We start from the raw sequence: 14,787 nt of genomic DNA, 5'->3' as shown, positions 1-14,787 counted from the left end.
CTTGTTTAAGAAATTAAGCCTGAAGTATAGATATGATTACAACAACGAAGCGCGCTTCTCTTTCCTTTTTTATCTTGCCCCTCCTATTATTGGTTATCACTATTGCACGACCTCTTTATGCACAAGAATATATACAGGAATATCGAGATACCGTAAACAAATTTAAACCTTTAAATGAAAAATATAACACCGATACGGTCATCAGCAACACTCAGGTCACTCCTTATTCAAATAACTCTGTAAAGCAAAGTTATGTAAATAAGAGCTATCAGATTCCAAACTACCAGGATACCATCAATCACAACCCTCGGAAACACTTTGCAAGAGCGGCGACCGAATGGTTCATGTTTCAGGCATTACCAGCTTCTTTCAACTACTTCATCAGAAAAGATCCCTACTCGCACATCACATTAAACAACTGGTTCAAACATCTTAAACCAAGTGCATGGGCATGGGACGACAATGCATTTGCTACAAATCAAATTGCCCACCCTTATCACGGTCAACTGTATTTTAATGCATTCAGATCCAACAACTATAGCTTTCTTCAATCCTCCCTTGCCACTTTAGCAGGAAGCTTTATCTGGGAAACTGCAGGAGAGACACAGGCCCCTTCAATCAATGATTTAGTAAACACAACCTATGGCGGCATTATATTGGGGGAAATCACACACCGTATTTCACAAAATGTACTGTCCAGACCGACCAGTTCCTTAGCCGAGCGGCAAGGAAAAGAAGTATTAGCTTTTTTCATTAATCCAGTCAACGGGCTAAATCGTTTATTGGATGGCCGTTGGGGAAGAGTCGTAAAAGGAGCTGTTATTGATTCTTCTAAAGTCAAAGCCGAGGTCGATTTTGGTTTCCGCCGTTTTGATACAAAAGACCTAGACATTATCACAAAAGGAAAAACAGATTATTTTGTTCGGTTAAGCTTGATCTATACCAATGACAACATTGAAAACAAAAAACCGTTTGATGATTTCTATGTCAATCTGGAGGTTGGCGGAGACGACAGCTCATTTGTCAACACCGTAAACGTATATGCGTCACTCTACGGAAAACGCATTATCAAAAATCTTCCGGGTAGACATCTCGGCGTCCTCTCTGCAAATTATGACTTCTATCATAATGAAGCCTTCTTCTACGGAGCACAAAGTATGAATTACAACGTCATATCAAACTTTAGTTTAGGAGGCAAGAATCGCTTAACAACAACTATAGGTGGTGGTCCTGTCATACTGGCAGCAGTTCCTGATCCCTACCTCCTCTTTGGAGAAAGCCGTAATTACAATTACGGACCAGGTGTCGATGTCCGCGGTTCAGGAGAAATCAGTGTGCTGAACAGATTTAAATTCGGAGCACAATACCATGGTGGTTATTTTGTTACCTTAAGTGGCAATGAATCCCATTATTTTTTACATACAGCATCGATTAGTGGCAGTCTACGTCTATTGAAAAACTTCTCTTTAAACATGAATTCTGGTTATTTTAGATTAGAAGGTAATTTCAAAGACTATCCTGATATCAACAAAAGCTACCCATTTGCACGTTTCTCATTGGGATACAATGTTTTATTTTAACAAAAAAACACATGAAGATCTTATACCTCATTTCTGTCCCCTTTGTCCTCATGAGCTGTACAGCATCATCCAATCAAAATAAATCTCAGGATAAGCCCGAACAGTTGCATGTGGTTGATGGTTATAATCAGAAATTGATAGATCCCCAGGGTAAAACCATTAAAGACAGATTCAAACCCCCGGTTGGCTACGAAAGAGAAAACTACAAAAAAAATGAATTTGGTTATTTCTTACAGCAACTCCCTCTCAAACCTATTGAGTCACTTGTGACTTATTATAATGGAAGAACAAAAGATAGAAGAGACATCTACGCAAGTGTAATCGATCTGCCCATAGGAAAAAGAGACCTACATCAATGTGCAGATGCTGTCATGCGGTTGCGAGCTGACTATTTATACCAAAATAAGAAATACAAAGATATTCATTTCAATTTTCTGTCCGATGGTAAACCTCGTTATTATGAACAATTTGCCGCTGGAGATTACACCTATCCAAAATACTGGAAATACCTAGAGAATATTTTTGCTTATGCCAATACAAGCTCCCTTCACGATGAACTGACAACTGTCAAATCCATGGATGATGTCCAAATAGGTGATACCTTCGTCCAAAAAGGAAATCCGATTGGACATGCTATTATTATTGTCGATATAGCCGTAAACCCTAAAAATGGTCAGAAACTGGTTTTAATGGCTCAAAGTTATATGCCTGCACAGGAATTGCAGATTATCAATAATCCCGTTAACAAATCTTTAAGCCCTTGGTACGTCTTATCTGGTGATGTAATCAGAACACCTGAATGGAAATTCTACCCCCAAAACTTAAAAACTTGGAATTAGCACATCGTTACGTTCGCGGCAAATAGCGCTTTAGATGCGATACGACTTCACTCAACCGAATCACTTTATATACCAGTTTGATGTCTGCTCTGATTAAATAAACCGATTTCCATGCGAACATATTCAAGTTCTTTCTTGAAAAAGTGCTCTCCCTTAATATGCATTCCTAGTTTTTCATAGAAAGGAACAGCTGCTATCCGTGCATCACAAAAAAGCGAAACACCATTCCATAGCCGACAAAAGTCAACAACAGATTTGAATAGTGCAGTACCTATACCATTTCCCTGAAACTGAGGAAGAACCGCAAATTTTCGAAACTGATAGTGCCCCTCTTCTATCTTAAACACAGAGATTACCCCTATCAGCTCCCCTGCTATGGTCGCCGCAAAGTGCGTCCCGTCAAAATCCGCATCAATCATCACATCCTTTAACGAGCCTTCCGGATACAGTACTTGCTGACGTAATTTCCAGGTCCTCGTTGCAATAACCTGTTCAATATATAAGCTATCTATTTCCATACTATCCTTACTGAAGAATTTAATTCCAAAACTTCGTACATGCACATCCCCTTAAAAATTCAGATACAAGGTAGGAAATTTAAAAACCCTTTAAAAATATTGATCGCATCGTAAGCTACAAAATCCGAGTAACCTCCTTTATTTCTGATATCATAAATAAAATAATTTGCTATAAATTATCGCAACCGACATAGATAACTAATAATATTAGTATATTTACTAAAATTAACAGCATTATGTCAGATCGTATAGTTCAAAAACTTAATATTTTAGCCGATGCCGCCAAATACGACGTAAGTTGCAGTTCGAGCGGAAGTAATCGAGCTAATAAAAATAAAGGAATCGGAAATGCCAATCAAGGCGGCATCTGTCATTCTTATACCGAAGATGGACGTTGTGTTTCCTTGTTGAAGATCTTGTTAACCAATCATTGCATTTATGATTGTGCTTACTGCGTATCACGAAAGAGCAATGATATCGAACGGGCGGCATTCACCGTACAGGAAGTCGTCGATCTGACGATCAACTTTTATCGGAGGAACTACATAGAAGGACTATTTTTAAGCTCAGGTATATTTAAAAATGCCGATTATACGATGGAAAGATTAGTGTCCATCGCTAAAAAATTACGTTTGGAACATAAATTCAATGGCTATATCCACCTAAAAACCATTCCTGGAGCAAGCGATGAGCTCGTCCATGAAGCTGGATTGTATGCCGACCGTTTGAGTATCAATCTCGAGATACCTACAAAAGAAGGACTCAAACTTTTAGCGCCCGATAAAAGCCGGGAAGATATGATCATTCCTATGCGCTATCTAAAAAATGAAATTATCAGAACAAATGAGGAACGAAAGATCATCAAATCTACACCGACCTTTGCTCCAGCAGGACAAAGTACACAAATGATTATTGGCGCTTCCGGCGAATCAGATAAACATATCATCCAGACCGCACAGCATTTTTATAAAAATTATCATTTAAAACGTGTCTACTATTCAGGCTATGTACCCATCTCCTACGACAAACGCTTGCCCGAAATTGGCACTGCAGTTCCTATGGTACGCGAAAACAGACTGTATCAGTCCGATTGGCTCATGCGGTTCTACGGCTTCAGGGCAGACGAAATTGTCAATGACAACCATCCCTTACTAGATCTCGATATCGATCCAAAACTCAGCTGGGCATTACGCAATCAACATGCCTTCCCTGTCGATATTAATAAAGCAGATTATCATTTTATTTTGCGGGTACCCGGTATTGGTGTACAGTCTGCTAAAAAGATCATTCTGGCTCGACGCTTCGGTCCATTGCGCCTCGAAAACCTGCAAAAGCTAGGAGTAGCCACCAATCGGGCAAAGTATTTTATTACTTGTCTCGGTTTTCAACAACTCTATGCGGACAAGCCCGGATCCCATATCAAACAATATATTCTGGCACAATCCAGCAGTAAGTACATTAAAAACGACAGTCAACAATTAACCCTTTTCTAAGATGTTAAAAACACTGAACTACGATGGTACCTGGTCAGGACTAATGACATGTGTCTTTTGCTCCTTTGAGTACAAATGGCAGATCGGCGCTATACAGCAACATGCTTCATCTAGCCAAACGGGCCTCTTTACTGCTCCAGAATTGATTAGCACAGATAATGAAAAAGCCAGACGCGTACTCCTCGGTCTTGAAAAGAAAATAGGTCTTCAGGGGATCCAAGAACTTTATTATGTCCATCTTTCAGAAATCAAAGATCGAGAACTTCTGATACTGCGAAGTATTATTTACTATTTTAGATCAGAAACCAAAGCCAATCAAAACTATGGCCATGACGATATCTTACAGATAAAAAAAATTGTTCGCTCTGTTTCCAGAGAAAGACACCGGGTAAAAGCATTTGTCAGATTTCAAAAAATGAAAGATGGTTTATATTTTGCTAATCTAGAACCTGATTTTAATGTCCTACCACTAATTGTGAAGTTTTTCAAAGAACGCTATGCTGACCAAAAATGGCTTATCTATGATCTGAAGCGAAAATATGGTATCTACTATGATTTAATGGAAGTAACAGAAGTTAAATTCAGTGATACTTTAGCTAAAAATCAAATCGAAATTCACTTAGACGAAGAAGAATCACGCTACAGTGATCTCTGGAAAAACTACTTTGAATCAGTCAATATCAAGGAACGAAAAAACACAAAACTACATGTTCAGAGTCTACCAAAACGTTATTGGAAATATTTAAATGAAAAAAATTTGTTATAAAAATCTTATTTTTAAAAAACCAAAGGCAGAAATTAGCTGTTTATTAAATTAAAAAGAGATGACTATAAAAAACATTGAAAACGAAAAGAAAGGTCAAATAATCGCAGAAATCGATGGTAAAGAAGCTGGTTTGATGGAATATACCTGGGCTGGAGAAGACAAATTCATTATTGATCATACCGAAGTACACCCGGAATTTAACGGCAATGGTGTCGGCAAAAAGATGGTTCTCGAAGCAGTTGATTATGCCCGCAAAAAAAATGCGAAGATCATGCCCCTTTGCCCTTTTGCAAAATCTGTATTTGATAAAACTGAAGCATTTCAAGATGTATTGTTTTAAAACCTGCTTTCAGGTTTCAAAACCGTTCTGGTTATAAAGTTAGAAATATCGAACTGAAAATAATCAAATGCGAAAAGTGCCTATACCTTGATAACCGAATCTGGCAGTGTAAGAGCAAGAGCCAGAATAAAAATTCAGCGATCATAAACGATAAAGGAACAATAGTATAAAACATAAAAATGCGCTTTTGAATAAATCAAAAGCGCATTTTTTATATGATTATAGCGTTTTTAGATTAAACTACAATATTGATAATCTTCCCTTTAACAAAAATAAGCTTTTTCAATGCTTTACCGTCCATATAGCGCTGTACATCCTCATTGGACAGAACAACTTCTTCAACAGCTTTTGCGTCTAGATCCAATGCCAACAATAAGTTCATTTTCATCTTACCGTTTATCGATACCGGATATGCAAATTCCGATTCCACTAAATAATCAGCAATAAATGTCGGATAAGTCGCATACGAGATCGATCCAGCTTCTTTACCCAATAACGACCACAGCTCTTCCGAAATATGCGGTGCATAAGGCTGAAGTACAACAACCAGCTGTTCTAAAATAGCACGTTTATTACATTTAAGATCAGTAAGCTCATTCACACAGATCATAAAAGCTGAAACCGACGTATTGAATGAAAAACGTTCAATATCATCCTCCGCCTTTTTTATAATCTTATGCAAAGCTTTATATTCCGCTTTTGTAGGTTCCACATCCGATACATTAAAGTTACCTTCAGCATCATGGAACAAACGCCATACTTTCTTTAAGAATTTGTAAACACCTTCAATACCATTCGTATTCCAAGGTTTTGCCTGTTCCAACGGACCCAAAAACATTTCATACAAACGTAGTGTATCTGCACCATAAGCTTCGATAATATCATCAGGATTGACAACATTGAACTTTGATTTAGACATTTTCTCCACTTCCGTTCCGCAGACATATTTACCGTCTTCCAAAATAAATTCAGCAGCGGCATAATCTGGTCTCGACGCTTTAAATTTCTCCAGATTCAGCACATCGTTAACCACAATATTAACATCTACGTGTAATGGAATCGTGTTGTACTGATCTTTCAAACCATAAGAAACATACGTATCTGTTGCTTTTCCTTCATCGCCTAATAAGCGGTATACAAAATTAGAACGTCCCTGGATCATCCCTTGATTGATCAGTTTTTTGAAAGGCTCTTCCTCATTGTGGAAACCTAAATCTTTCAAAAATTTATTCCAGAAGCGTGAGTATAGCAAGTGACCTGTAGCATGCTCAGAACCACCGATATATAAATCAACAGCTTTCCAGTAATCTACCGCTTCTTTCGAAGCAAAAGCTTCTGTGTTCTGAGGATCCATATAACGGAACCAGTACCAAGAAGATCCGGCCCATCCTGGCATTGTACTCAATTCATACTCGTACTGATCTTCGTATTTCCAGTTTTCCGCACGTCCCAAAGGTGGTTCACCTGTTTCAGTAGGTAAGTATTTGTCCACCTCAGGCAATAACAAAGGAAGCTCTTCTTCCTTTATTAAGTAAGGCAATCCATTTTTGAAATAAACCGGAACCGGTTCACCCCAGTAACGCTGGCGACCAAAGATCGCATCACGCATCCGGTAGTTAATTTTAGCTTTTCCTAATTGTAATTCTTCCAACTTTGCAATTACAGCAGCCACACCTTCCTGGTAGTTCAAGCCGTTCATAAAATCAGAGTTGATATATTTACCATCCTTATTTCCATCCGCTTCCTCTTCAATCTGCTGCGAGTCAGAAATCTTGACGATCGGTAGATCAAAATGCTTTGCGAACAGATAATCACGTTGATCGCCCGAAGGAACAGCCATTACAGCACCTGTACCGTAACTCGCCAATACATAATCAGCAATCCAGATCGCAACATCCTCTCCCGTAATCGGGTGTTTGGCATATGAACCTGTAAACGCACCCGACACCGTTTTTGTATCAGACATTCGGTCCAGTTCCGATTTTTTACTTGTTTTATCAATATATGCAGTAACTGCAGCCTGCTGATCAGCAGTCGTTAATTTTGAAACCAATTCATGCTCCGGAGCCAATACCACAAATGAAACACCAAATATTGTATCGACACGGGTGGTGAATACTTCAATATACGTCTCCAGCTGTGGAACTGGAAATTTCACTAATGCACCCACAGATTTACCGATCCAATTACGTTGCATCTCCACCAAAGGCTCTGGCCAGTCCACAAGCTCCAGACCACGCAACATACGGTCAGCATAGGCAGTGATACGCATCGACCATTGCATCATTTTCTTCTGCTCCACCGGATGACCGCCACGCTCAGAAAAACCATTGATTACCTCGTCATTCGCCAGCACTGTCCCTAATGCCGCGCACCAGTTCACGGTACTTTCACGTAAGTACGCAATACGGTATTTCAACAACTCACGCTGTTGTTTTTCTTCGTCAAAGGTAAGCCATTCCGCCCCTGTAAATGTTAATACATCATCATCAGAAACAGCATTAATTCTCTCTGAACCAGTTTTTTCAAAACGACTAATTAAAGTATCGATTAACTCTGCTTTATCCGAATCATTGTTATACCAAGAATTGAACAGTTGCATGAAAATCCATTGCGACCACTTATAGTAAGAAGACTCGGAAGTACGTACCTCTCTGCTCCAATCAAAAGAAAAACCAATGTTATCCAATTGTTCACGGTAACGGTTTATATTTGCCTCAGTCGTAATCGCTGGATGTTGTCCCGTCTGAATGGCATACTGCTCCGCAGGTAAACCGAACGAATCATATCCCATAGGATGCAAAACATTAAAACCTTTTAAACGTTTATATCTTGAAAAAATATCCGAAGCGATATAACCAAGTGGATGACCGACGTGCAGTCCAGCTCCAGAAGGATAAGGAAACATGTCTAAAACATAATATTTCGGTTTTTCATGTGTATCCGCAGATTTGAATGTTTCATGATCGGCCCAAAATTTTTGCCACTTTTTTTCTAACGATTTGTGATTGTACTCCATTTTTGTATTGAGGAATTTTGTAAGACTTGCGAAATTACGATTTTAATAGCGAATTGTAAGAAAAGTTTTGTAGTTTAAACAATAAATGATAGTATTGAAAAGTTAATTACAAAGGATATAGCGAATTTTCATACTTCCGCAAGAAAGTTATTACAAGAATAATTCGAATAAATCCCCTCAAATCATTACTTTCGCAAATAAATTTTTATTGCTTATTATGTCAGAATACGAATCAAGCACGCAAAAAAGAAAGACAAAATCAGTTTACGTCTCTACTGTTATCAGTATAGCTCTAGTCCTTTTAGTAACTGGATTGCTAGGTTTATTACTTGTTCACGCAAAGAATCTATCGAAATACGTAAAAGAAAACATCGTACTCAATGTCATCGTTAACGATGGCACCAATGAAGGAGATGTACTTTCACTGCAAAAGGATCTAGAGAAAGATAAGTATGTCCTACGTACAGAATATATTAGCAAAGAACTAGCTGCAAAATCATTGAAAGAAGATTTAGGCGAAGACTTTGTACAGTACTTAGGCCACAACCCATTGCTTCCTTCTATTGACGTATACATGAAAGAAGATTACGCCAATTCGGATAGTATCAAAACCTTTATAGACAAAATATCACGCAACACCCGAATCAAAGAAGTGGTTTACCAAGAATCGCTTATCGATATGGTCAATAAAAATGTACGCATTATCAGTATTGTAGTATTGGCGTTTGCCGCGATCTTATTAGTGATAGCAGTAGCCCTCATCAACAATACCATCCGTCTGGCGATCTATTCACAGCGGTTCCTGATCAAAAGCATGCAATTAATAGGAGCAACCAAAAACTTCATCCGTAAACCATTCATCACCTACGGTATTATTCATGGACTATTGGGCTCGCTTATCGCCATCCTATTATTAATATTCACACTGAAGTTTGCACAGCAGCAGATTCCAGAACTGGTATTTTTAAGAAACTGGTACGAATTTGCCGCGATCTTTATCGTGGTCATCGCAATCGGAATTCTAATTTCTGGCTTAAGTACATACTTTGCCGTAACCAAATATTTAAAAGCAAAATCTAACGATTTATACAGTTAAAAATGGCTCAAATCAAAAAATCTGAAACGACAAACAAAGGTGCTTTTGTTTTCGGAAAATTGAATTATCAATTATTTATTGTTAGTATCATTATCGTTATCATCGGTTTCCTGCTTATGAGCGGTAATACAGATATCTATAGTTTTACTAAAATCACGTTAGCTCCCATCGTCATAGTACTTGGTTTTGCATTGGGTTTTGTAGCCATTCTTTACAAACCAAAATCTAAATAAAAGTAGAATTACACTATGTCCTTATTTGAAGCCATCCTTCTAGCGATTGTAGAAGGATTAACTGAGTATCTTCCGATTTCATCTACAGCCCATATGGGCTTTACTGCAGCCTTAATGGGTATGCAGGAAAGTGAATACCTCAAAATGTTCCAGGTGTCTATCCAATTTGGCGCCATCCTGTCCATCGTAGTTCTCTACTGGAAGAAATTTTTCGACATCAAAAATATCCAGCTGTATTACAAACTAGCTATTGCTGTTATTCCGGCACTGGTTTTAGGAAAACTACTGGACGATAAAATCGAAGCCGTATTAGGCAATCAAATCGCTATTTCAACCGTCTTGGTATTAGGTGGTGTTGTCCTGCTATTTGTTGACAAATGGTTCAAGAATCCAACCATCTTAGATGAAAAAGAGATTCCGATTAAGAAAGCATTAATTATAGGTTTTTGGCAATGTTTAGCCATGATGCCAGGTACTTCCCGTTCAGCAGCATCTATTATCGGTGGTTTGACGCAAGGATTAGACCGTAGAGCAGCAGCAGAATTTTCATTCTTCTTAGCAGTTCCGACTATGCTTGCTGTAACAGTTTACTCCGTATTTGTAAAAACATGGGGCGAAGGAACAGCACATGCGCAGAAAGGTTATGAGATGATATTTTCCAGTAATGAAAACATCATCGTCTTTATTGTCGGCAATGTTGTCGCATTTATAGTCGCTATGATCGCAGTTAAATCATTTATTACCGTCTTAACCAAATACGGATTTAAATTCTGGGGCTGGTACCGCATTATTATTGGTATTGCTTTATTAGTATTCTTTTGGAATAACTAATACTTTGACGCTACGCTTACTTTTACCCGCTATGGTGAAAAATAATATGAGTACCTTTGCAAAAAAATACAAAATCAGCTTGACTTTGTTTTATTAAAATCTTCTTTTAACGAGATTCAGCAAATAAAACAAAATCAATGATCTAGTGCAATTGAACTAATGAATGGAAAATAACGAGAAAGATCAAATAGAAAAGGTATTTTCATTTGCCGAAGGACAAATGTTACTGATAGATAAGCCACTGACCTGGACTAGCTTTGATGTGGTGGGGAAAATCCGTAACTCCATTAAACCATTAAAGATAAAAGTAGGCCATGCAGGTACATTAGACCCGCTAGCTACCGGTTTACTAATTGTATGTACAGGTAAATTCACAAAAAAAATAGACAGCTATCAAGCTGAAGATAAAGAATACACAGGAGCCATCACCTTAGGTGGTACTACCCCTTCTTACGACCTGGAAACAGAAGTTGATGAAACCTTTCCGATCGATCATATTTCGGAACAGATGATCCACGATGCAGCGAAAACCTTCGAAGGAGATATCGACCAATATCCACCAGCACATTCAGCAATCAAGATAAACGGAGAACGTATTTATGAAAAGGCTCGCCGTGGCGAAACAGTCGAGTTAAAAACACGTAAGGTCTCCATTAACAGCTTTATCATCGAAAAAATAGAAATGCCGGTCATTCATTTCAGAGTATCATGCAGCAAAGGAACATATATTCGTTCCCTGGCGTACGATTTCGGAAAAGCGCTTAGCAGTGGTGCACATTTAAGTTCACTAAGAAGAACGAAAAGTGGCGATTACCAAGTTGAAAATGCTTGGAACCTAGAAGAATTAATTCAAAAAATAAAGGCTCACAAAGAAATTAGTATCACAGAACCTCAATTGTAACGATTGATTTCTATTGATTAATTTCTCGAAAAATATTTCATTAAATGAAAATTTATAGAAGTTTAGATGATTTTAAAGCATTGGAAAATGCAGTTGTTACCATCGGTACATTTGATGGTGTCCATATCGGTCATCAAAAAATATTAACTCATCTAAAAGAATGCGCTAAAAAAATTAACGGTGAGACCGTATTGTTAACCTTCTACCCTCACCCTAGATTAATTATCAATCCGGATGATGACAGTTTACGTCTTATCAATGATATAGAAGAAAAAGTGAGCCGACTATCTGAATTGGATATCGACCATTTAATCATCACACCGTTTTCACGCGATTTCTCAAACCAGACACCTGAAGAATACATCAGCAATGTACTGGTCGGAAAACTCGGCACAAAGAAAATAGTGATCGGATACGATCATCATTTCGGGAAAGATAGAAGTGGAAGCTTAAAAGATCTGCAACAGTACGCTGATATTTTTGACTACTCGGTGGAACAAATCCCCGAACAGGACATCAACGACGTTGCAGTATCGTCAACACGTATACGCCTTGCACTGATTACCGGTGATATCAAGACCGCAAACCTTTACTTGGGCTATCCTTTTGAATTAACAGGAACAGTGATCCGCGGGGACCAAATCGGCCGTACAATCGGTTTTCCCACTGCCAACCTGCAGGTGCACGAACAGCACAAATTAATTCCTGCATACGGTATCTATGCTGTTGAAGTTCATATTTTCGATCATTTACAAAATATTACCACAGGCGAATACGTAGAAATACAGCCAATCAAAATTGCTAAAGGAATGGGCTACATTGGTACCCGACCAACAGTAGATGGAATGAACAGAAGCATTGAAATAAGCTTATTTGATTTCAATGATGATATATATGGGAAGACATTACGCGTAAAATTCCTGCATTTCATCCGTCATGACGAACGTTTTGACTCCTTACAGGAAATGAAAGATCAGATCCAGGAAGATGAAAAACAGATCCGAGCATTACTTTTTTAAAAAGTTACTTAAATAATAAGTGAGATGGCTAGAAGACTCAGAAGTTAAAAAAAATTCCAGCCCTCTTAACTAAAATAATAGAAAAGCCCTTACAGGAATCTGTAAGGGCTTTCTATTTTAATCTCGATCTTTCCTATACAAATAAGAACTACCAGATCACAATTCTATCCGTTTTAGGGACAAATAATTTATCACCTTCCTTCGTACCGAATGCCTCATGAAAACCATCCAAATTGATGATCGGCGCAAAAGCACGATATTGAGCTGGCGAATGCGGATCTGTTTTCACTTGGTTCACAACAAACTCATCCGTTGTTTTAGTTCTCCAGATCGTAGCCCACGATAAAAAGAAACGTTGTTCTTGTGTATATCCATCGATCAGACCTGGGTTACCTTTATCTTTCAGGTACATTTTCAAAGCATCGAAAGCAACAGAAGAACCACCTAAGTCACCTATATTTTCACCCAAAGTAAAACGGCCATTCACCTTCACACCCGGTACCGGCTCATAAGCTTCAAACTGTTTTACCAATGCATCAGCAGAAGCTTCAAACTTCGTCTTATCCTCTTCGGTCCACCAGTTGTTCAAATTACCGTTTCCATCATATTTAGCTCCTTGATCATCAAAACCATGAGACAGCTCATGACCGATAACCGCACCGATACCACCGAAGTTAACCGCTGCATCTGCCTTATAATCATAGAATGGCGGCTGTAAGATCGCTGCAGGGAATACAATTTCATTAAACAAAGGACTGTAATAAGCATTGACAGTTTGTGGTGTCATACCCCATTCCGATTTGTCGACAGGTTTACCTTGCTTATCCAAATTCTTTGCAAAAGCCCATTTACGCTCGCTCAGGATATTATCAAATAAAGAAGTACCCACATTTAACGTAGTGTAATCTTTCCATTTATCCGGGTAACCGATCTTCACATTGAATTTCGAAAGTTTCTCTAAAGCCTTTACTTTCGTATCGGCCGACATCCACTTCAGATCATTGATATGCTGCTGGAAAGATTTGATCAGGTAACCGACCAATTCCTCTGCCTGCTCTTTTGCTTGTGGCGGGAAATTCTCTTTCACGTAAAGTTTACCCAAAAGCTCGCCTGCCACACTGTTGACAAATTCAACTCCTCTTTTTTCCAACGCACGCTGTTCTTTTTGACCCTTCAATTTTTTACCCCAAAAATCAAAATTAAGTTGATCCAGGTCTGCTGTTAAATATGCCGCCGCATCATTCATCACGTTAAATTTCAAGACCTCCTTAATCGCTTCTAGGTTTTCAGGCTTCAACACCTTGTCTAGGTTCTGATAATAAGCCAGTTCTGAAACAATCACGGTATCCGCTTTAAAACCAGTATCTTTCAGATATTTGGCAATATCAATGTTTTTGACCATTTTCTTCAGATCAGCAACAGCAACCGGATTATAACGCTTTTCAGCATCACGGGATTGCTCCACTGTTTTCAGGTTTTTAGCCAGTTCTTTTTCAAAAGCAACAATCTTCGGACCCTTTAAGTCACGCGTACGCTGACCGACTTTACTATAAAGCGCCGAGATAAAATTAGAATAATCACCTAAAGTTTCCGTATTCTTAGCATCTACAACTTGGTAGTAAGAACGCCCCAGACCTAAACTTGCAGCACCTAAATAAACCGTATTGACGTTACTATTTTTTAAGTGTGCATAGACATAAGCACCGAAAAAAGGATTGCCACCGATTGGCGTCACCTCAACCAGATAATTGTACAGACCGTTAAAATCCTTGATCGCATCGATTTTATCCAGATAAGGTTTAATTGGAGTTACGCCCAATTGGTTACGTTTATCAAAATCAATATAAGAGCGATATAAATCACCGATCTTTTGACCGTCAGAACCTTTTGCAAAGGTGGTACTTAAAGATTCTTTCAAGATCTTCAACGTCGCAATGTCTGTGTTTTCACGAAGCTCGTCAAAAGATCCCCATCGCGCTTTATCCGAAGGTATAGACACTGTCTTCATCCATTGACCGTTTACAAAATTGTAAAAGTCATCCTGAGGACGAACACTCTTATCCATAAAGGCTGTATTGATTGCCGGCTGCTGCTGTGCAAAGAGCATTCCTCCGCACATCAGTAAAGCGGCAAGAACTGAATGTTTTTTCAT

The 14,787-nt window shown here is 38.5% G+C and carries 13 protein-coding genes; 10 read left to right on the top strand and 3 right to left on the bottom strand.

The annotated features are described in order from the left end of the window. The first annotated feature begins 32 nt into the window (after window positions 1-32). A complete protein-coding gene (locus tag EDF66_RS07125; RefSeq protein WP_132771350.1) occupies window positions 33-1,580 on the top strand; it encodes a DUF3943 domain-containing protein in 1,548 nt (515 codons plus the stop codon). A gap of 11 nt (window positions 1,581-1,591) precedes the next feature. Continuing rightward, window positions 1,592-2,419 carry a DUF4846 domain-containing protein gene (locus tag EDF66_RS07120; RefSeq protein WP_132841589.1) on the top strand — a complete coding sequence of 276 codons (828 nt, stop codon included), beginning with the start codon at window positions 1,592-1,594 and terminating at the stop codon, window positions 2,417-2,419. 65 nt (window positions 2,420-2,484) lie between these two features. Here EDF66_RS07120 and EDF66_RS07115 read toward each other — a convergent pair whose 3' ends face one another. After that, complete coding sequence (locus EDF66_RS07115; protein ID WP_132841587.1) at window positions 2,485-2,937, bottom strand: GNAT family N-acetyltransferase; 453 nt, start codon at window positions 2,935-2,937, stop codon at window positions 2,485-2,487. A 236-nt stretch (window positions 2,938-3,173) separates the two neighbouring features. On the opposite strand from EDF66_RS07115, the gene EDF66_RS07110 reads away from it, so the two are divergent. From EDF66_RS07110 to EDF66_RS07100, 3 genes are read left to right on the top strand one after another with little or no spacing between them, the layout of a single operon-like run. Beyond that, entirely contained in the window at window positions 3,174-4,430 is a 1,257-nt protein-coding gene (locus EDF66_RS07110; RefSeq protein ID WP_132771347.1) for a putative DNA modification/repair radical SAM protein, read from the top strand. Window position 4,431: 1 nt separating this feature from the next. Continuing rightward, window positions 4,432-5,196: a TIGR03915 family putative DNA repair protein gene (locus tag EDF66_RS07105; RefSeq protein ID WP_132841585.1), complete on the top strand. Its 765-nt coding sequence runs from the start codon at window positions 4,432-4,434 to the stop codon at window positions 5,194-5,196. 58 nt (window positions 5,197-5,254) lie between these two features. Then, window positions 5,255-5,536 (top strand): GNAT family N-acetyltransferase, encoded by a 282-nt coding sequence (locus EDF66_RS07100; protein WP_132771345.1) that lies wholly within the window; start codon window positions 5,255-5,257, stop codon window positions 5,534-5,536. A 235-nt stretch (window positions 5,537-5,771) separates the two neighbouring features. Here the strand turns inward: EDF66_RS07100 and leuS are convergent, their stop codons facing one another. Continuing rightward, the gene (gene leuS, locus EDF66_RS07095) at window positions 5,772-8,555 is read right to left on the bottom strand and encodes a leucine--tRNA ligase (protein WP_132841583.1); all 2,784 of its coding nucleotides are present in this window, start codon (window positions 8,553-8,555) and stop codon (window positions 5,772-5,774) included. Between the two features lie 217 nt (window positions 8,556-8,772). Here leuS and EDF66_RS07090 point away from each other — a divergent pair, with 217 nt between their 5' ends. The 5 genes from EDF66_RS07090 to EDF66_RS07070 all read left to right on the top strand — a co-directional run bounded on the left by EDF66_RS07090 (window position 8,773) and on the right by EDF66_RS07070 (window position 12,635). Next, complete coding sequence (locus EDF66_RS07090; protein WP_021191641.1) at window positions 8,773-9,651, top strand: cell division protein FtsX; 879 nt, start codon at window positions 8,773-8,775, stop codon at window positions 9,649-9,651. 2 nt (window positions 9,652-9,653) lie between these two features. Continuing rightward, window positions 9,654-9,884: a DUF3098 domain-containing protein gene (locus EDF66_RS07085; protein ID WP_021191640.1), complete on the top strand. Its 231-nt coding sequence runs from the start codon at window positions 9,654-9,656 to the stop codon at window positions 9,882-9,884. A 15-nt stretch (window positions 9,885-9,899) separates the two neighbouring features. Next, entirely contained in the window at window positions 9,900-10,715 is an 816-nt protein-coding gene (locus EDF66_RS07080; protein ID WP_132841581.1) for an undecaprenyl-diphosphate phosphatase, read from the top strand. Window positions 10,716-10,878: 163 nt separating this feature from the next. Further along, window positions 10,879-11,616, top strand: coding sequence for a tRNA pseudouridine(55) synthase TruB (truB, locus tag EDF66_RS07075; protein ID WP_132841580.1), 738 nt, complete (start codon window positions 10,879-10,881; stop codon window positions 11,614-11,616). Window positions 11,617-11,660: 44 nt separating this feature from the next. Further along, window positions 11,661-12,635, top strand: coding sequence for a bifunctional riboflavin kinase/FAD synthetase (locus EDF66_RS07070; protein WP_132771342.1), 975 nt, complete (start codon window positions 11,661-11,663; stop codon window positions 12,633-12,635). Window positions 12,636-12,783: 148 nt separating this feature from the next. Here EDF66_RS07070 and EDF66_RS07065 read toward each other — a convergent pair whose 3' ends face one another. Next, window positions 12,784-14,787 (bottom strand): M13 family metallopeptidase, encoded by a 2,004-nt coding sequence (locus tag EDF66_RS07065; protein WP_031287693.1) that lies wholly within the window; start codon window positions 14,785-14,787, stop codon window positions 12,784-12,786.

The organism is Sphingobacterium sp. JUb20 (genome assembly GCF_004342035.1).
Classification (GTDB): Bacteria; Bacteroidota; Bacteroidia; order Sphingobacteriales; family Sphingobacteriaceae; genus Sphingobacterium; species Sphingobacterium anhuiense.
The sequence above is the reverse complement of the archived record's forward strand: the minus strand, read 5'-3'. Positions and strand labels throughout refer to the sequence as shown.

What these genes read in the sequence shown, in the direction of transcription:
- EDF66_RS07115 (WP_132841587.1), bottom strand. Translation starts at nt 2,937, where the DNA reads ATGGAAATAGATAGCTTATATATTGAACAGGTTATTGCAACGAGGACC.
- EDF66_RS07080 (WP_132841581.1), top strand. Translation starts at nt 9,900, where the DNA reads ATGTCCTTATTTGAAGCCATCCTTCTAGCGATTGTAGAAGGATTAACT.
- leuS (WP_132841583.1), bottom strand. Translation starts at nt 8,555, where the DNA reads ATGGAGTACAATCACAAATCGTTAGAAAAAAAGTGGCAAAAATTTTGG.
- EDF66_RS07085 (WP_021191640.1), top strand. Translation starts at nt 9,654, where the DNA reads ATGGCTCAAATCAAAAAATCTGAAACGACAAACAAAGGTGCTTTTGTT.
- EDF66_RS07120 (WP_132841589.1), top strand. Translation starts at nt 1,592, where the DNA reads ATGAAGATCTTATACCTCATTTCTGTCCCCTTTGTCCTCATGAGCTGT.
- EDF66_RS07070 (WP_132771342.1), top strand. Translation starts at nt 11,661, where the DNA reads ATGAAAATTTATAGAAGTTTAGATGATTTTAAAGCATTGGAAAATGCA.
- truB (WP_132841580.1), top strand. Translation starts at nt 10,879, where the DNA reads ATGGAAAATAACGAGAAAGATCAAATAGAAAAGGTATTTTCATTTGCC.
- EDF66_RS07125 (WP_132771350.1), top strand. Translation starts at nt 33, where the DNA reads ATGATTACAACAACGAAGCGCGCTTCTCTTTCCTTTTTTATCTTGCCC.
- EDF66_RS07110 (WP_132771347.1), top strand. Translation starts at nt 3,174, where the DNA reads ATGTCAGATCGTATAGTTCAAAAACTTAATATTTTAGCCGATGCCGCC.
- EDF66_RS07090 (WP_021191641.1), top strand. Translation starts at nt 8,773, where the DNA reads ATGTCAGAATACGAATCAAGCACGCAAAAAAGAAAGACAAAATCAGTT.
- EDF66_RS07105 (WP_132841585.1), top strand. Translation starts at nt 4,432, where the DNA reads ATGTTAAAAACACTGAACTACGATGGTACCTGGTCAGGACTAATGACA.
- EDF66_RS07100 (WP_132771345.1), top strand. Translation starts at nt 5,255, where the DNA reads ATGACTATAAAAAACATTGAAAACGAAAAGAAAGGTCAAATAATCGCA.
- EDF66_RS07065 (WP_031287693.1), bottom strand. Translation starts at nt 14,787, where the DNA reads ATGAAAAAACATTCAGTTCTTGCCGCTTTACTGATGTGCGGAGGAATG.